General features: G+C 40.0%; 14 protein-coding genes. 7 read left to right on the forward strand and 7 right to left on the reverse strand.

The annotated features are described in order from the left end of the window. Position 1 precedes the first annotated feature (1 nt). Together xylG and xylF are read right to left on the reverse strand one after the other, a co-directional pair. Positions 2-1,516: a D-xylose ABC transporter ATP-binding protein gene (gene xylG / locus NYR60_RS08185; RefSeq protein WP_279466631.1), complete on the reverse strand. Its 1,515-nt coding sequence runs from the start codon at positions 1,514-1,516 to the stop codon at positions 2-4. 60 nt (positions 1,517-1,576) lie between these two features. Continuing rightward, positions 1,577-2,581, reverse strand: coding sequence for a D-xylose ABC transporter substrate-binding protein (xylF, locus tag NYR60_RS08190; protein ID WP_279466632.1), 1,005 nt, complete (start codon positions 2,579-2,581; stop codon positions 1,577-1,579). A 246-nt stretch (positions 2,582-2,827) separates the two neighbouring features. Here xylF and xylA point away from each other — a divergent pair, with 246 nt between their 5' ends. The 4 genes from xylA (at position 2,828) to dnaJ (ending at position 9,480) form a co-directional block, all read left to right on the forward strand. Continuing rightward, complete coding sequence (gene xylA / locus NYR60_RS08195) at positions 2,828-4,147, forward strand: xylose isomerase (protein WP_039198100.1); 1,320 nt, start codon at positions 2,828-2,830, stop codon at positions 4,145-4,147. Positions 4,148-4,347: 200 nt separating this feature from the next. Next, positions 4,348-5,793, forward strand: coding sequence for a xylulokinase (xylB, locus tag NYR60_RS08200; RefSeq protein ID WP_279466633.1), 1,446 nt, complete (start codon positions 4,348-4,350; stop codon positions 5,791-5,793). Positions 5,794-6,065: 272 nt separating this feature from the next. Continuing rightward, entirely contained in the window at positions 6,066-7,967 is a 1,902-nt protein-coding gene (dnaK, locus tag NYR60_RS08205; RefSeq protein ID WP_005605999.1) for a molecular chaperone DnaK, read from the forward strand. 370 nt (positions 7,968-8,337) lie between these two features. After that, positions 8,338-9,480 carry a molecular chaperone DnaJ gene (gene dnaJ, locus NYR60_RS08210; protein WP_279466634.1) on the forward strand — a complete coding sequence of 381 codons (1,143 nt, stop codon included), beginning with the start codon at positions 8,338-8,340 and terminating at the stop codon, positions 9,478-9,480. A 39-nt stretch (positions 9,481-9,519) separates the two neighbouring features. Here the strand turns inward: dnaJ and prmA are convergent, their stop codons facing one another. The 3 genes from prmA to tldD form a co-directional block, all read right to left on the reverse strand. Next, a complete protein-coding gene (gene prmA / locus NYR60_RS08215; RefSeq protein ID WP_279466635.1) occupies positions 9,520-10,401 on the reverse strand; it encodes a 50S ribosomal protein L11 methyltransferase in 882 nt (293 codons plus the stop codon). 153 nt (positions 10,402-10,554) lie between these two features. Continuing rightward, positions 10,555-11,010 (reverse strand): IS200/IS605 family transposase, encoded by a 456-nt coding sequence (gene tnpA / locus NYR60_RS08220; protein ID WP_279466636.1) that lies wholly within the window; start codon positions 11,008-11,010, stop codon positions 10,555-10,557. Between the two features lie 114 nt (positions 11,011-11,124). After that, complete coding sequence (gene tldD, locus NYR60_RS08225; protein ID WP_279466638.1) at positions 11,125-12,585, reverse strand: metalloprotease TldD; 1,461 nt, start codon at positions 12,583-12,585, stop codon at positions 11,125-11,127. A gap of 264 nt (positions 12,586-12,849) precedes the next feature. Between tldD and NYR60_RS08230 the strand changes: the two genes are divergently transcribed. Then, positions 12,850-14,022, forward strand: coding sequence for a XylR family transcriptional regulator (locus tag NYR60_RS08230; protein WP_279466640.1), 1,173 nt, complete (start codon positions 12,850-12,852; stop codon positions 14,020-14,022). Positions 14,023-14,113: 91 nt separating this feature from the next. Here NYR60_RS08230 and murQ read toward each other — a convergent pair whose 3' ends face one another. Both murQ and hypT read right to left on the reverse strand, forming a co-directional pair. After that, the gene (gene murQ / locus NYR60_RS08235; RefSeq protein ID WP_279466643.1) at positions 14,114-15,028 is read right to left on the reverse strand and encodes an N-acetylmuramic acid 6-phosphate etherase; all 915 of its coding nucleotides are present in this window, start codon (positions 15,026-15,028) and stop codon (positions 14,114-14,116) included. A gap of 34 nt (positions 15,029-15,062) precedes the next feature. After that, positions 15,063-15,944, reverse strand: a complete 882-nt coding sequence (hypT, locus tag NYR60_RS08240; RefSeq protein ID WP_279466644.1) for a hypochlorite stress DNA-binding transcriptional regulator HypT — start codon at positions 15,942-15,944, stop codon at positions 15,063-15,065. Positions 15,945-16,157: 213 nt separating this feature from the next. On the opposite strand from hypT, the gene NYR60_RS08245 reads away from it, so the two are divergent. Beyond that, positions 16,158-16,853 (forward strand): aspartate/glutamate racemase family protein, encoded by a 696-nt coding sequence (locus NYR60_RS08245; protein ID WP_279466645.1) that lies wholly within the window; start codon positions 16,158-16,160, stop codon positions 16,851-16,853. A 16-nt stretch (positions 16,854-16,869) separates the two neighbouring features. Then, positions 16,870-18,174 carry an anaerobic C4-dicarboxylate transporter gene (locus tag NYR60_RS08250; RefSeq protein WP_279466647.1) on the forward strand — a complete coding sequence of 435 codons (1,305 nt, stop codon included), beginning with the start codon at positions 16,870-16,872 and terminating at the stop codon, positions 18,172-18,174. Positions 18,175-18,197: the final 23 nt, after the last annotated feature.

The following is an 18,197-nucleotide window of genomic DNA, read 5'->3' on the forward strand; positions in this document are numbered from 1 at the left end:
GTTACTCCTTAAGGGCGGCTTCCATTACTTGTTCTTGGGTTAAATTATGATTAATTAAATCTGCTTTGATTTTGCCTTGGTGCATAACAAGCACACGATCACTTATACCTAGTACTTCTGGTAATTCAGATGAGATAACAATCACAGCCATTCCTTGTTGAGCAAGTTGGTTGATTAATTTATAAATCTCATATTTTGCACCAACATCAATGCCTCGGGTCGGTTCATCTAAAATCAGAATTTTTGGATTGAGCAGCAGGCATTTCGCTAAAATTGCTTTTTGTTGATTACCGCCGCTTAAACGTCCGATAGCAAGATCTGGTGAAGAGGTTTTTACCGTAAGTTTAGCGATAGATTGGTTAATAATAGTTTCTTCTAACGGTTCATTAATCACTTTTTTACCGAAACAAAATTGCGGTAATGCGGCTAATGTAATGTTTTTACCGACACCCATAATCGGCACAATGCCGTGTTTTTTACGATCTTCCGGCACCATTACAATATTTTTCTCAATCGCTTGAGCACAATTTTTGATTTGGACTTTTTGTCCTTCGACATAAATATCACCTTGGTATTTTCCTAAATAAGAACCGAAAATACATTGTGCCATTTCTGTACGACCTGAGCCGACCAAACCTGCTACACCAAGGATTTCACCTCGTTTTAGCGAAAAACTGGCATTATCTACCCGCTTGATATGTGTATTGGTTGGATGCCAAGCGGTGATATTTTCTACTCGTAAAATTTCTTCACCAATGTCGTGTGGTTCGTGTGGATAAAGTGAAGTAATTTCACGGCCGACCATCATAGTGATAATGTCATCTTCACTCATTCCTTTTGCTGGACGAGTACCGATATATTCACCGTCACGAATCACGCAGATATTGTCTGAAATTGCTTTAACTTCATTCAGTTTGTGCGAAATATAAACGCAAGCAATATTATGTGCTTGTAAGTCTTTGATAAGATTGAGCAAAATTGCCGTTTCGGTTTCAGTCAAAGATGCAGTTGGTTCGTCTAAAATTAATAAACGTACTTGTTTATTTAACGCTTTAGCAATTTCGACTAATTGTTGTTGACCTAAGCCTAATTCGGAAACTTTAGTATTCGGGTCGATATTTAGCTGTACTTGTTCCAATAAAGTTTTACAGCGTAGGTACATTTCATTATCGTTTGTTATGCCATAGTTTTTCATCTCGTTGCCTAAAAACATGTTTTCAAGCACGGTCATATTTTTCACGAGCGTTAATTCTTGATGGATAATAGAAATGCCTTTTTCTTCGGTATCTTTGATATTTTTAGCGGTGAGTTTTTCGCCTGCGAAGTAGATTTCTCCTTCATAATCGCCATGTGGATAGATGCCGCATAACACTTTCATTAAAGTGGATTTACCTGAACCATTTTCACCACAAAGAGAAAGCACTTCGCCAGGTTCTAATGAAATAGAAATATTATTGAGCGCAACGACATCACCAAACCGTTTAGTGATATTTCTCATTTCTAATAATTGAGCCATAATCCTTTCCTCTAGTTAAAAAATGTGCGGTATAACTACCGCACAGGATTGTCGAGCTAATTATTTGCCATATACTGCTTCTTTAGTGTGGAAGCCATCTTTAATCACAGTGGTATCAATATTCTCTTTGGTTACCACAACAGGTTCTAATAAGTAAGCTGGAACATCTTTCACGCCATTATTTAGGGTTGAATTTGATTCCACTTTTTCATCTTTACCTAAAGCAACGGAAAGTTCTGCAGCTTTATCAGCAAGGTTAGTAATCGGTTTATATACGGTCATTGTTTGTGAGCCGTCAATAATACGTTTGATCCCTGCGATGTCTGCATCTTGACCGGAAATCGCTACTTTACCAGCCAGACCTTGTGCACTAAGTGCTTGGATTGCACCACCGGCGGTTGCATCGTTAGAAGCAACTACCGCATCAATGTTGTTTTTATTTGCAGTTAACGCATTTTCCATAATTTGTAGTGCTTTTTCCGCAAGCCATGAGTCTACCCATTGGTCACCGACCACTTTGATTTTGCCGCTATCAATATGTGGTTGTAGCACTTTCATTTGACCTTTGCGGAATAATTTCGCATTGTTGTCTACTGGTGAGCCACCCATTAAGAAATAATTACCTTCCGGTTTTTTCTCAATAATACTTTTTGCTTGTAGTTCGCCTACTTTTTCATTATCGAAGGATACATAGAAATCAATATCCGCATTATTAATTAAGCGGTCATAAGCTAATACTTTTACACCTTCTTTTTTCGCTTCGGAAATCACGTTAGAAAGCACTTCACCGTTAAATGGAATAATGACTAATACATCAATATCTTTATTTAACATATTCTCAATTTGAGAAATTTGTGCGGTTGCATCACCATTGGCGGATTGCACAAACACTTTTGCACCTAATGATTCCGCTTTTTTTACGAAGATATCGCGGTCTTTTTGCCAACGCTCTAAACGAAGATCGTCAATAGACATACCGATTTTTAGATCTTTGGCAATGGCGGTTTGACCTAAAGCTAATAAGGTTGCTGCGGCTACTGCTAATAACTTAGATTTAAGTTTCATAGAACACCTCTGATTGGTTTGTGAGTAAAAAATAAGCGGTATTGCTTTGTGTGCAGTTTGCGTAGATTTTACATAAGGTGCAATTATCAGATTTAGTAATAGCATTACGTTTTTTCGCTTTTGTGATCACTACCACAATAACCAATTATCAAAATGAAAAAACAAAATAACGTAATTGAACCACTTTTTAATTTTTATCATTATGCTCTCGTTTTCAAAATCCATTGATTCACAGGAGAATTAATTATGTCTAACTATTTCGATAAAATTGAAAAAGTAAAATATGAAGGTGCTAACTCAACCAATCCTTTTGCTTTTAAACATTACAATCCGAACGAAGTGATTTTAGGTAAAACCATGGCAGAGCATTTACGTTTAGCGGTGTGTTATTGGCATACTTTCTGCTGGACGGGGAATGATATGTTCGGTGTAGGTTCTTTAGATCGTAGTTGGCAAAAAACAGGTGACTTACTCGAAGGTGCAAAACAAAAAGCGGAAATTGCCTTTGAATTCTTCCAAAAATTAGGGATTCCTTATTATTGTTTCCATGATGTGGACATTGCACCGGAAGGTAATTCATATAAAGAATACGTACATAATTTCCATACTATCGTAGACATTCTCGAGAAAAAACAAGCGGAAACCGGTGTGAAATTATTATGGGGTACGGCGAACTGCTTTACTAACCCTCGTTATATGTCCGGTGCATCAACCAATCCGAATCCTGAAGTATTCTCTTGGGCGGCATCGCAAGTATTTAACGCAATGAATGCAACTAAACGCTTAGGCGGTGAAAACTATGTGTTATGGGGTGGTCGTGAAGGTTATGAAACTTTATTAAATACCGATTTAAAACGTGAACGTGAACAAATCGGTCGCTTTATGCAAATGGTAGTGGAACATAAACATAAAATCGGCTTTAACGGTACGTTATTAATCGAACCGAAACCGCAAGAACCGACTAAACACCAATATGATTATGACGTGGCAACGGTTTACGGCTTCTTAAAACAATTCGGTTTAGAAAAAGAAATCAAAGTAAATATTGAAGCAAACCACGCAACCTTAGCCGGTCATACTTTCCAACACGAAATTGCAACTGCGGCAGCATTAGATATCTTCGGTTCGATTGATGCCAACCGTGGTGATCCGCAATTAGGTTGGGATACTGACCAATTCCCTAACAGCGTGGAAGAAAATACTTTAGTGATGTATGAAATCTTAAAAGCAGGTGGCTTTACAACTGGTGGTTTCAACTTCGATGCGAAAATCCGTCGTCAAAGTACCGACCCGTATGATTTATTCCACGGTCATATCGGTGCGATTGACGTACTTGCGCTTTCATTAAAACGTGCGGCGAAAATGATTGAAGACCAAACCTTACAAGGTATCGTTGATCAACGTTACGCAGGCTGGAACGGCGATTTAGGTCAGCAAATTCTTGCCGGTAAAGCAAGCCTTGAAGATTTAGCGAAAATCGTTGAAAGCAAAGCACTTGATCCGAAACCGGTTTCAGGTCAGCAAGAATACTTAGAAAATTTAGTGAATAATTATATTTATCGTTAATTATTATTTATTGTAGGGGGACAAGATCCCCCTCTTTAGTAAAGAGGGGTTAGGGAGATTTGTTTAAAAGGTTAATTTACATTGTTTAAGTAAGTCTTTTTGCAATATGAAGTATTTTATTTCATTGGTTATACTTATATCGCAATCAAATCTCCCCCAGCCCCTCTTTTCTAAAGAGGGGAGTTCTCTCAGGAGGCTTTATGTATATCGGAATTGATTTAGGCACATCAGGCGTTAAAGTCGTTTTACTCAATGAATCGCAAGAAATCATCGCAACTACCCATCAATCTTTACCTATTTCTCGCCCTCATCCGCTTTGGTCGGAACAAAATCCGGAAGACTGGTGGCACGCAACTAATTTAGCCATGCTCGCTTTGGCACAACAGCAAGATTTAACTGCTGTGAAAGCGATCGGCTTAACCGGCCAAATGCACGGTGCGACTTTATTGGATAAACATGATCAAGTATTGAGTCCGGCAATTTTGTGGAATGACGGGCGTAGCTTTGTGGAATGTGCCGAATTGGAATCATTAGTGCCGAATAGCCGTGAAATTACCGGTAATCTGATGATGCCGGGCTTTACCGCACCGAAATTAAAATGGGTGGATAAACATCAGCCACAAATCGCCGAACAAGTGGATAAAGTCTTACTACCGAAAGATTATTTGCGTTTACGTATGACCGGCGAATATGCTTCTGATATGTCGGATGCCTCCGGCACAATGTGGCTGGATGTCGGTAAAAGAGAGTGGAATCAGGCGTTACTGAATGCTTGCGGACTTGATGTTAGTAATATGCCTAAACTGTTTGAAGGTAACCAAGTCACCGGCTATTTACGTCCTGAATTGGCAAAAAACTGGAAATTAAATACTGTTCCGGTGATTGCTGGTGGTGGCGATAATGCCGCCGGAGCTATCGGTATCGGGCTTTACCAAGCCAGACAAGCGATGTTATCGCTTGGTACGTCAGGGGTGTATTTTGTCGTAACCGATAAATTTAGTGCCAATCCGCAAAAAGCGGTACATAGCTTCTGCCATGCGTTACCGGACCGTTGGCATTTGATGTCGGTTATGCTCAGTGCCGCATCAGCGGTCGATTTTGCCCAAAAAGTTACCGGTATTAGTGATATTAAAACGCTATTCCAACAAGTTGAAAATTGTAACCAAGCGAGTGATGCAATTTTCCTACCTTATTTATCCGGTGAACGTACACCGCATAACGATCCTTATGCCAAAGGCGTATTTTGGGGCCTAACTCATAACGATAACCCGATTACCATGGCAAGAGCGGCAGTGGAAGGGGTCAGTTTTGCGTTAGCGGACGGTATAGACGTGTTACACGAAACCGGTGTGAAGGCGGATAATATCGCTCTGATCGGTGGTGGAGCAAAAAGTGCTTATTGGCGACAATTATTGGCGGATATTACCGGAAGAACCTTTGAATATCGTACTGGTGGTGATGTCGGCCCGGCTTTAGGGGCAGCGAAACTCGCACAGATTGCCTTAAATCCGAATGACGATATTGCTAATTTCTGTCAACCGTTACCGCTTGAAGCGGTTTACCAACCGAATCGCAGTAAGTTTGCCGAATACCAAGACAAGCGGTCAAAATTTGCGGAAATTTACCAAAGACTAAAAGGCCTTTAATGCTCGGAAAGCCAGCCCGTTCAATATGGACGGGCTTTTTTGTCCGTTTTATTCAAAAATCTTACAAAAATTTATTTTACGCCCTTGATCATTTCATTTTCATCCCTATTTATTGTTTCGTCTGAAGGGGAACGTTGAATGTCCCGTTTCTTTTTTTAAATACTTGCAAGAAAATTTCAAATTTAGCCTTGAAAAGTTGTGAAAGAACACCATCTTGTGGGTAACGTTACGAAAACGTAATCAAACAAATTTATATTCAGAGGAATTTTAAAATGGGTAAAATCATTGGTATTGACTTAGGTACAACAAACTCTTGTGTAGCGGTAATGGACGGTGACAAAGCGCGTGTAATCGAGAATGCGGAAGGCGCACGTACAACGCCGTCAATCATTGCTTATACAGATAACGAAACGTTAGTTGGTCAACCAGCAAAACGTCAGGCGATTACAAACCCGAAAAATACATTATTTGCAATCAAACGTTTAATCGGTCGTCGTTTTGAAAGCGAAGAAGTACAACGTGATATTAAAATTATGCCTTTCGAAATCACACGTGCTGACAACGGCGATGCGTGGGTAAACGTAAAAGGCGACAAATTAGCACCACCGCAAATTTCAGCAGAAGTGTTGAAAAAAATGAAAAAAACAGCGGAAGATTTCCTTGGCGAAGCAGTAACTGAAGCGGTTATCACAGTACCGGCATACTTTAACGATGCGCAACGTCAAGCGACAATCGATGCAGGTCGTATCGCAGGTTTAGATGTTAAACGTATCATCAACGAACCGACAGCGGCAGCGTTAGCGTTTGGTTTAGGTTCAACTAAAGAAAACCAAGTGATCGCAGTTTACGACTTAGGTGGTGGTACATTCGATATCTCAATCATCGAAATCGATAACTTCGACGGCGAACAAACATTCGAAGTATTAGCAACCGGCGGTAACACTCACTTAGGTGGTGAAGACTTCGATAACCGTGTAATTGACTACATCATTGACGAGTTCAAAAAAGAACAAGGCGTTGATTTACGCAACGACCCAATGGCATTACAACGTGTGAAAGAAGCGGCGGAAAAAGCGAAAATAGAACTTTCTTCAGCACAATCTACTGAAGTAAATCTTCCGTATATCACAGCAGATGCGACAGGTCCTAAACACTTAGCGATCAACGTAACTCGTGCGAAATTAGAAGCATTAGTAGAAGATTTAGTGGCAAGCTCAATCGAGTCACTTAAAACCGTATTAAAAGACGCAGGTAAATCAGTGAATGAAATCAACGACATTATCCTCGTTGGTGGTCAAACACGTATGCCGTTAGTACAACAAAAAGTGGCTGAATTCTTCGGTAAAGAAGCTCGTAAAGACGTGAACCCGGATGAAGCGGTAGCAATCGGTGCTGCGGTTCAAGGTGGTGTGTTAAAAGGTGATGTAAAAGACGTTCTTTTATTAGACGTTACACCATTATCTTTAGGTATCGAAACCATGGGCGGCGTGATGACGGTGTTAATCGAGAAAAACACTACGATTCCAACCAAGAAATCACAAGTGTTCTCAACCGCAGAAGACAATCAATCAGCGGTAACGATCCACGTATTACAGGGTGAACGTAAACAAGCGTCTGCGAATAAATCTTTAGGTCAATTCAACCTTGAAGGTATTAACCCAGCACCACGTGGTATGCCGCAAATTGAAGTAACTTTCGATATTGATGCGAACGGTGTAATCAACGTATCTGCGAAAGATAAAAACACAGGTAAAGAGCAACAAATTCGTATCCAAGCGTCTTCAGGTTTATCTGACGAAGAAATTGAACAAATGGTTCGTGATGCGGAAGCAAACGCAGAAGCGGATAAAAAATTCGAAGAGTTAGTTCAAGCACGTAACCAAGCGGACGGTATCGCACACGCAACTCGCAAACAAATCGAAGAAGCTGGCGATGCGTTAAATGCAGATGATAAAGCGAAAATCGAAGCAGCTATCGCTGATTTAGAAAAAGCAGCGAAAGGCGACGATAAAGCGGAAATTGATGCGAAAACCGAAGCGTTAATTAAAGCATCTGAACCTTTAATGCAAGCGGCTCAAGCCAAAGCACAACAAGCTGGTGGCGAACAACCACAAGCGAAAAAAGATGACGGCGTAGTGGATGCTGAATTTGAAGAAGTGAAAGATAATAAATAATTTCACTGGTAGGGACACAATGCGTGTGTCCACGGACGCAGGCACTGCGTCCCTACAAAGGGCGTGGCGACACGCCCTTTTGGTGTATTTATCTATCATATAATTACTTTCTACCTAGCACGAGCCATGCTAGGTTACGCATAGTTCAGCTCCTCTGGAGCTGTGAAGAAAGAGCCGCAGAGCGGCTCACTCAGCCAAAGGCTGATCATAACCACGTACGGCTTGCCGTGCGTGGATGAAATGAATCCGATAGCGCCCGTCTGTGACGGGTGCTAAATCAGAAAAATCCGGCATTCGTCATAGACGAGCGCCATCCAGTAAGATAGTTACAAGCGGTTAAATTTCCGTAAAATTTTACAAACGAAACACTATGGCAAAAAAAGATTACTACGAAGTCCTTGGCTTACAAAAAGGGGCGAGTGAGAACGAGATTAAACGTGCTTATAAACGTTTAGCCTCAAAACACCACCCGGATAAAAACCAAGGCAGTAAAGACGCAGAAGAAAAATTTAAAGAGATCAACGAAGCCTATGAAGTGTTAGGCGATGCTGAAAAACGTGCCGCATACGATCAATACGGTCATGCTGCTTTTGAACAAGGTGGTGGTGCCGGCGGATTTGGTGGTGGCTTCGGCGGAGGCGGTTTTGGCGGCTTTGAAGACATCTTTAGCGAAATGTTCGGTGGTGGATTTGGCGGTGGTGGTCGCCGTAATCGTGTCGTACGTGGCGATGACTTACGTTACGACATTGAAATCTCACTAGAAGAAGCGGTTAAAGGCTGTAAAAAAGATATTCGTATCTCAACATTAGCGGAATGTGATACCTGCCACGGTTCGGGTGCGGAAAAAGGTTCGAAAGTGGAAACCTGTTCGCACTGTCACGGTTCAGGCAGAATCCGCCGTCAGCAAGGCTTCTTTGTGACGGAAGCGGTTTGTCCGAGCTGTCACGGAAGCGGTAAGAAAATTGAAAAACCTTGCAAATCTTGTCACGGTGACGGACGTGTTCAAAAAGCAAAAAACTTATCGGTAACCATTCCGGCTGGTGTGGACACCGGTAACCAGCTTCGCTTATCCGGCGAAGGTGCGGCAGGTGAGAACGGTGCGCCGGCAGGTGATTTATACGTAGTGATTCACGTTCGTGAACACGATATTTTTGAGCGTGACGGTTCAAATCTTTACTGCGAAGTGCCAATCAGCTTTACGATGGCGGCATTAGGCGGTGAGATTGAAGTGCCAACGCTTGATGGCAAATTAAAACTGAAAATTCCGGCAGAAACCCAAACCGGCAAATTATTCCGAGTGAGAGGTAAGGGCGTAACAAGTCCACGTGGCGGTTATGCAGGTGATTTAATTTGCAAAGTAGTAGTGGAAACACCTGTTGCGTTAAATGACGAGCAAAAAGACTTATTACGAAAACTGGAAGAAAGTTTAGAAGGTAAAGGTCTACATCGTCCGCAGCAAGAAGGTTTTTTAGATAGTGTGAAAAACTTCTTCTCGAACTTAGGTAAAAATTAAAATTTAAGGGCTGTTCTATTTGAATCAGCCCTTATTTTTTTATTTCTTGATACCTGTAATACGGCACCACTCTTCTTTTTCTACTACCGGATCAAGATTGAAGTCCAGTACATAGGCTTCGCAGACCGATTCCGCTTGTGTTGCTAAAATACCGGATAAACCTAAATCACCTTGTGGTTTCACCAACGTAATAATATTTGGCGCAAGTTCTTTCAGCGGGCCGGCAAGAATATTCGCCACCACCACATCGGCTTGTAGATCTTGCGGTTGATCTTTGGCTAAGAATAATTGTAAACGATCCGCCACACCGTTTGCTTCCGCATTATTGGTAGAAGCTAAAATCGCCTGCGGGTCGATATCAATCCCGATCGCTTGTTTTGCACCGAGTTTAAGTGCCGCAATCGCCAAAATACCGGAACCGCAACCAAAATCGATCACCGTTTTACCGGTTAAATCTAAGCTATCTAACCATTGCAAACAAAGTGCGGTCGTCGGGTGCGTACCAGTACCAAACGCAAGTCCCGGGTCAAGCATAACATTGACCGCATTCGGATCCGGCACTTCACGCCAGCTTGGGCAAATCCATAAGCGTTTACCGAATTGCATCGGGTGGAAGTTATCCATCCATTCACGCTCCCAGTCTTTATCTTCGATTTGCTCAATCTTATGTGCAAAATCCGCTTCAACTAAACGGCTGGTAATTAATGCTTCCACAATCGCTTTCATATCGGTTTCCGCATCAAATAAACCCACTACGTCCGTGTTACCCCATAAACGGGTTTCACCCGGTAACGGCTCAAAAATCGGCGTATCCTGACTGTCCATAAAAGTGACCGACACCGCCCCGATTTCTTCTAAAAAATCACTGATTTGCTCAGCCTGTTTATCTGTACTATTTAAACGAATTTGTACCCATGCCATATTATTTTTTCCTTATTTTTATCTGCTTTCCTTAAAACGGAGCCAGATAATTTGTAAAATATCAGTCAAAAATGACCGCTTGTTACCTAGCACGGTAAGCCGTACTAGGTTAAGTATAAGTCAGTCCCGTTGGGACTGATTTGCTTTAAGAACTTAAATATTTATTTCAAAAAAATCTTCATTAATTTCAATGTTACTATCAGCCAATAAGAATCTAGCTTCATCTAAGAAATTTTGTGTTTTATGATGAAATTTTTGATTCTTAATATAGTTAAGAATTTTTAATTTATCCCTTTCACTATATGTTAATGCACAGTAACCGACTGCCCAGGCAGAAAAAAGTGGAAATTCTTCGCGATGACGTTCTAATAATAGATGTGTCGCATTTTTAAGTTGCTTTACAAAATCGGCAACAGCAATTTTGGGGTGTAAATCAACCAATAAATGGATATGATCCGGCATACCGTTGATGCGATATAAAACAGATTTTCTCTTTTCTATAAATTTCCAAATAAACGTATATAAAATCTGTTCATGTGCTTCTGTAATCGCAGGTATACCAAATTTAGTGCGAAAAATAATGTGATAAATTGCTCTCGTATAACTCATTTTAATCTCCTCACATAACAGTCCCAATGGGACTGACTTATGATTAACCTTGTACGCTTTAGCGTGCAAGGTATAAAGAAGATTTTGTTAATTTCTCGAGTAAGATCGCAAAATTTACCCTCGTCCGCCAACCGTAATCTTATCTAACTTCACGGTCGGTTGGCCTACACCGACCGGTACGGATTGACCTTCTTTACCGCAAGTACCGATACCCGGGTCGAGTTCCATTTTTTTGCCGACCATGGAAACCTGTTGCATTGCGTCAATGCCACTACCGATTAAGGTTGCGCCGGTAACCGGTTTGGTGATTTTACCTTTTTCGATTAAGTAGGCTTCTGCGGTTGAGAACACGAATTTACCCGAAGTAATATCCACCTGACCGCCGCTGAAATGCGGTGCGTAAATACCGTAATCAACTGATTCAATCATTTCTTCAAATTCATGATTGCCTTCTGTTAAATAGGTATTGGTCATACGTGGCATTGGTAGATGTGCATACGACTCACGGCGACCGTTGCCAGTTGGTGCAACACCCATTAAACGGGCATTAAGTTTATCTTGCATATAGCCTTTTAAAATCCCGTTTTCGATCAATACGTTACGTTGCGAAGGAACACCTTCGTCATCCACCGTAATTGAACCTCGCATATCCGCTACTGTGCCGTCATCAACGATAGTACAAAGTGGCGAAGTCACTAGTTCGCCAATTTTGCCGGTAAATAGCGAAGATTCTTTACGGTTAAAGTCTCCCTCTAACCCGTGCCCGACCGCTTCATGAAGTAAAATGCCCGGCCAACCGGCACCGAGTACAATCGGTAGTGTGCCAGCTGGTGCAGGCATTGCACCTAAATTGACTAATGCCATACGTACCGCTTCTTTCGCCAGATAAACCGCTCGAGTATCGCCGGTCATTTCACCATTGACCACCTGTGGTTCAAAAAACCAATTTAAGCCGAAACGTCCACCGGCACCGGCAGAACCACGCTCACGTTTGCCATTTTCTTCCACTAAGACTGAAACTGATAAACGCACCAACGGGCGAATATCCGCCGCAAGCGTGCCGTCTGTCGCCGCCACTAACATTTCTTCATAAACCGCTGAAAGCCCAGCATTAACTTGAATCACACGAGGGTCTTCCGCACGTGCGACTTTATCGACTAAATGTAATAGTTCTACTTTTTGCTCACGGCTTAAGGTATCTAACGGGTTGATCGACGCATAACGTTTGATTGCATTCGTTTGTTTGAAACTTTTTACCGATAATTGACCGCTTGCATGAGTAATCGAACGGGCTGCGGTCGTACATTGTTCAAGCTGGCTCAAGCCGATTTGGTCTGCGTAGGCAAAACCGGTTTTCTCGCCCGATACCGCACGCACACCGAAACCACGGTCAATATAAAAACCGCCCTCTTTGATAATCGAATCTTCTAACGACCAACTCTCATCTTGGCTTAATTGAAAATAGAGATCCGCATAATCGATTTGACGATCTGAAAAATGATCAAGCACTTTACTCAAGTGCGATAATTCAAGTCCGCTTGGTAAAAGCAAACTTTGTGAAACTTGATTTAACATTGTTTTTCTCACATGATAAAAATTTATATCATTTTATACTAAATGAACGCTTTTCCCAAAATCACAAGCGGTTAACTTTTCTGAAAATGTTGTAAAAACCGGTATAACGATGTTTAGTTGTTATGGATATTTAAAGAAATTGAGTAAATTTATCGCATTAAGCGTTAAAATTGATGTAATTACTTCAAAAGTATCAGTCGCTTTTTTATAACACACCTAAAATATGGTATTGTAGAGCTATGAATTACCCGGATTAATCGTATTATGGAAAAAAAATCTTTTCGTATCGCCTTATGTTTTAATGCGAATAAAGTTTACGATCGCCAAGTGATTGAGGGGATTGGGCAATATATTCAAGCCTCTCAATGTACTTGGAATATTTTTATGCAAGATGATTTCACTTACCATAAAAACGATATGGAAGGGTTATTAATTGACGGTATTATTGCGGATTGTGATGATCCCGAAACTGCTGCTTTACTAAGTGAATTAACTATTCCTGTCATTGCAGTAGGTGGGTCTTATAAAAATCCAACCTACTATCCGAACCTACCCTATGTTGCCACCGATAATTATGCTTTAGTAGAAATGGCATTATTACATCTCAAGCAAAAAGGGATTAATCAATTTGCCTTTTATGGTATTCCGAGTGAAGCGGAAAAACATTGGTCGGTTGAGAGAAAAAATGCCTTTATCGATTTAATGGAAAAGTATGAACACCAAACCAATATTTATCTAGGTCATCAAGTTAATGCACAGCATTGGTTGGAGGCTCAATCTGCATTAAGTGAGTGGCTATCGTCACTACCGGCACAAACCGGTATTATTGCAGTGACTGATGCGAGAGCCAGACATTTATTACAAGCCTGTGAATACTTAGATATTGCGGTGCCAGAACAGATTTCGGTGATTGGCATTGATAATGAAGAATTAATTCAGCATCTATCACGTGTTTCATTATCTTCTGTGGTACAGGGGACGAAACAAATCGGCTATCAGGCGGCAAAAATGTTACACCACTTATTTGAAGGCAAAAAATTAAGCCATTCGCCGGTATTGATTCCGCCTTTACGAGTTGAACAACGCCGTTCTACTGATTTCCACGCTTTTCAAGATCCTTTCGTGATTCAAGCAATGCACTATATTCATCATCACGCTTGTAAAGGGATCAAAACCGAGCAAGTGCTTGATCATTTAAGGATTTCTCGTTCAAATTTAGAACAACGCTTTAAGCTGGAGTTAAACAAAACCATTCATCAGGTTATTCACGAAGAAAAGCTGAATCGTGCCAAATATATGCTGCAATTTACCGATATCTCTATTCAGGAAATTTCAGAAGTTTGCGGCTATCCTTCATTACCTTATTTTTATGCAGTCTTTAAGAAAGAATATGATTGCACACCTAAGAGTTTTAGGGATATGAAAAATAATTTGTAGATTACTGAATCAGATAGGAAACTTGCCCATAAATTCAATGAATTATGGGCAAGTGTGTTAAATGACAGCAAAATTTAACCGCTTTTCATTGCTATTTTGCTAGTGCTTGACGTAATTTTCCGTGATGAGCGGACAGTAATTGTTCAGCCGTTTCTTTATTTGAATCACTTAAGATCATCATAATCGCTAATTTTGCGTTATTTTCAGCGATTTTCAGTGCATTTTCGGCAATTGTTCGATCACATTCAGTCGCTTCCATTACGATTTTAATCGCACGAGCTTTAAGTTTTTCGTTACTTGCCTGTACATCAACCATTAAATTGGAATAACATTTACCGATCATCACCATAGATGCGGTGGTCAGCATATTTAATACCAATTTTTGTGCCGTACCAGATTTCATACGACTTGAGCCGGTCAGCACTTCCGCTCCTACCACCGTATCAATCGCAATGTCTGCAATTTGTGCCATTGCCGAATTTGGGTTGCTGGCAATTGAAACCGTAGTCGCACCTAAAGATTTAGCATATTCTAATGCACCAATCACATAAGGTGTGCGTCCGCTTGCTGCAATGCCGACCAATACATCTTTTTGTGAAAAATTGACCGCTTGTAAATCAGCTTTGCCTTGCTTAGTATTATCTTCCGCACCTTCAATCGGATGGCGTAACGCTCGTTCGCCACCGGCAATAATACCAACCACCATTTCCGGTGGAACGCCGTAAGTCGGTGGACACTCCGAAGCATCTAATATGCCTAATCGTCCACTGGTGCCGGCACCGATATAAACTAAACGTCCGCCATTTTGAAACGCTTGCACAATCTTTTCGACCGCTTGAGCGATTTGTGGTAAACATTGTTCTACCGCAAGTGGGACTTGTTTATCCTCGTGGTTAATCACTTTCACTAGCTCAAGTGCGGAGAGTTGATCGATATTCATTGAGTGAGGATTACGTTGTTCGGTAATAAGCGTAGATAATTGAAAGAGTAAGTTTGAAGTTGTCATAGATTTATGAAAGTTAAATATGTTCATCATTTAGTTATTTATGTTTTAAATAATCCCAAAATTTTTCCGCTACGTTGTTTAATCTTGTATTCATTCTATAAATATATCCTTTAATCGGAATGACCAATTCTTCATGTTCTAATATTTTTACTTTTTTGAGTGCTAATTCTTCTTTTATTGTATATTCAGGCAGCCAAGCAATTCCTTGTTTATTTAAAACCATATTTTTTAATAATTCAGACATAGACGAGATAAATTTTGTTTGAGTATGTATTAACTCTGTTTGAGCTAATTTTCTGTTTACTAGCCTTCCCATATAAGAATTTGGTGTGTAATTTAATAGGGGGATATTTGGATCGTCTAAATGAAAGAGCACTTCACCTCTCAGATTGGTCGGAGATATAGGATATAACTTCGACTGGAGTATTTCTACGGATAAAAAGGGTTCTTGCATTAATTTTTCATCATAAAATGAAAAAATAAAGTCACTCTTCCCCTCAATCAAGGTATGTACCGTTTCTTCTACATCAATAGCCTCAACAGAATAAATAAAATTTTCTCCTTTTTGAGAGAGTTCTCGAATCAAGTTAGGCATTATGGATAAGGATAGAGAGTGTGCTGCTGCAATTTTTATATTAGGTAGATGATTATTATTGCCTAATAATTCATCTAAATTATCTCTTAATTGTTGTAATAAATTTCTAGTTTGAGAATGAAATAATTTTCCTTCATTGGTTAATTGTAAAGGAATGGCTGTACGGTCGAATAATTTAACACCTAATACATCTTCTAATGAGGAGATTCGTCGACTAAATGCGGACTGAGATAAATTACGCTTTTCTGCTGCAAGCGAAAAATTTCTATATTCTTCTAATGTTAGAAAATCTTCCAACCACTTGGTTTCTATATTTTTCATACTTCCTCATTATGCAATTTTTGCATACATACGTATTTTATCACATTATAAATTTAATTTTTTTATTGTAACTTATTGATTATAAATTGTTAATTCAATTCTTCGTTTTTTGTTGTTGTGTTTTTTACATAGCACTTCTGTTTCTTGCATTTCTTTTCATACAAGGGCTTTGTTATAAACCAGCCATAAGTTTCAGCATCCGAGGAGAAATATATGAAAAAAAATGTTATTGGGATCTTGGGCGGAATGGGACCTGCCGCTACTGCCGATATGTTCCAAAAATTCATTAAATTAACGCCCGCACACTGTGATCAAGAGCATATTCCACTCTTAATATCTTCAATACCAGATATTCCAGATCGTACCAACTGTATTTTACATGGTGGAGAAAATCCGGAACCGATTATGGAGAAATATGTAAAAAATCTAGCAGTCGCTGGGGCAACCTGTGTCGTTATTGCTTGTAATACTGCACATTATTGGTTTGATGATTTAAAAGCCAATACCAACATCAATATGCTCAGTATGATCGATACAACCATAGATGAAGTCATTAGACGTGGAAAGCAAAAAATAGGATTACTGGCGACTGATGCCACTTTAGCTGCCGGATTATACAAAAAACGTATTGAAAACAAAGGGTTAATCTTTATTAGTCCGACAGAGTCAGGACAAAAAGATGTAATGGAAAGTATTTATTTATTGAAATCGGGAGAGTATGAACATTCAACTCAATTAATGCTTAAACAACGTGATGAGCTTATAGCACAAGGTGCAGAATTAATTATTTTAGGTTGTACTGAAGTTCCGATTATTTTAGCTGATGACATGGAAAATAATCCAAACCTATATGTAGATTCTACGCTTACCTTAGTTCGTTCGGCTATTGATTGGTATCAAACACATTAGGTTTTAAGGAGATATTATGATATATGCAGAAATTGCTGTCGTATTAACAGCTATATTTTTAGGGCTAAGATTCGGTGGTTTAGGTATTGGGCTCTTTGGCGGATTAGGACTCGCTATCCTAACTTTTGGGTTCGGACTCCCTGTCGGAACTATTCCTATTGATGTGATTTTAATTGTAATGACGGTAGTTATTTCCGCTGCAACATTACAGGCTACGGGAGGAATGGCTTTATTAGTTCATTATGCCGCGATCTTTATGCGTAAAAATCCTAAATATATTAATATCATCGCTCCGGCAATAACGTGGTTAATGACAATTATGGCTGGTACAGGATTTATTGTATTCTCGACATTACCAGTTATAGCAGAAGTTGCTAAAGAAAGTGGAATTAGGCCATCAAGAGCATTAGCAGGCTCAGTTGTCGCATCGCAACTTGCTGTAACAGGATCTCCATTAAGTGCAGCCATGGCTGCAATGATTTCAATCATGGAGAACAATGGCGTTGCCTTTTTTCAAGTATTAGCAGTTTGTTTACCGGCCTCTTTTATTGCTTCAATGGTGGCTGCTTTAGTATCATCCAGACAAGGCTGTGAGTTGCAAGATGATGAAGTGTATTTGCAACGCTTACAAGCTGGATTAGTTAATAAAACATCTAATACAACTCTTGAAGTACAAAAAGGTGCTAAGTTATCAATTATTATATTTTTACTTGCAACTATCTTTATTGTTTTACTTGCTGTTGTCCCTGGATTACGTCCGATTTATGAAAGTGGAAAAGCAATGAGTACAAGGGATATTATTATTATCGTTATGTTAGCTTCTTCTTGTTTGATGCTGCTTTTCTCCAGAATTAAACCGGATGTCATTGTCACAAATTCCATTTTCCGCTCAGGGATGACATCAGTTGCTGTCATTATTGGTATTGTGACGTTAGGAACGACTTTTGTAGATGCTCATTTACCGGAAATTAAAGAATTAGCTGGGGAAATCCTAACATCTTATCCAATGTTATTAGCGGCCGTATTGTTCTTTACATGTGCGTTACTTTATTCTCAGGGGTCTACTACTCCGTTGATTATTCCTCTTGCAGTTACGTTAGGTGTTCCTCACTGGGCTATTCTTGCATCCTTTGTAGCTGTAACAGGCGTATTTGTATTACCGACTTATCCAACAACATTAGCTGCTATGGAAATAGATACAACGGGTTCTACTCGAGCGGGAAAATATGTGCTTGATCATCCGTTTATGCTTCCAGCGCTTTTAGGTGTTATTGCAGGACTTATTTTTGGTTTTGCCTGGGCTCCGATTGTGATGTCTTAATTAGATAAATCTCAAAAAATTCA

Source organism: Actinobacillus genomosp. 2 (genome assembly GCF_029773605.1).
GTDB lineage: Bacteria > Pseudomonadota > Gammaproteobacteria > Enterobacterales > Pasteurellaceae > Actinobacillus.

Coding starts and splice junctions, on each gene's coding strand:
- xylG (WP_279466631.1), bottom strand. CDS start 1,516: ATGGCTCAATTATTAGAAATGAGAAATATCACTAAACGGTTTGGTGAT.
- xylF (WP_279466632.1), bottom strand. CDS start 2,581: ATGAAACTTAAATCTAAGTTATTAGCAGTAGCCGCAGCAACCTTATTA.
- xylA (WP_039198100.1), top strand. CDS start 2,828: ATGTCTAACTATTTCGATAAAATTGAAAAAGTAAAATATGAAGGTGCT.
- xylB (WP_279466633.1), top strand. CDS start 4,348: ATGTATATCGGAATTGATTTAGGCACATCAGGCGTTAAAGTCGTTTTA.
- dnaK (WP_005605999.1), top strand. CDS start 6,066: ATGGGTAAAATCATTGGTATTGACTTAGGTACAACAAACTCTTGTGTA.
- dnaJ (WP_279466634.1), top strand. CDS start 8,338: ATGGCAAAAAAAGATTACTACGAAGTCCTTGGCTTACAAAAAGGGGCG.
- prmA (WP_279466635.1), bottom strand. CDS start 10,401: ATGGCATGGGTACAAATTCGTTTAAATAGTACAGATAAACAGGCTGAG.
- tnpA (WP_279466636.1), bottom strand. CDS start 11,010: ATGAGTTATACGAGAGCAATTTATCACATTATTTTTCGCACTAAATTT.
- tldD (WP_279466638.1), bottom strand. CDS start 12,585: ATGTTAAATCAAGTTTCACAAAGTTTGCTTTTACCAAGCGGACTTGAA.
- NYR60_RS08230 (WP_279466640.1), top strand. CDS start 12,850: ATGGAAAAAAAATCTTTTCGTATCGCCTTATGTTTTAATGCGAATAAA.
- murQ (WP_279466643.1), bottom strand. CDS start 15,028: ATGACAACTTCAAACTTACTCTTTCAATTATCTACGCTTATTACCGAA.
- hypT (WP_279466644.1), bottom strand. CDS start 15,944: ATGAAAAATATAGAAACCAAGTGGTTGGAAGATTTTCTAACATTAGAA.
- NYR60_RS08245 (WP_279466645.1), top strand. CDS start 16,158: ATGAAAAAAAATGTTATTGGGATCTTGGGCGGAATGGGACCTGCCGCT.
- NYR60_RS08250 (WP_279466647.1), top strand. CDS start 16,870: ATGATATATGCAGAAATTGCTGTCGTATTAACAGCTATATTTTTAGGG.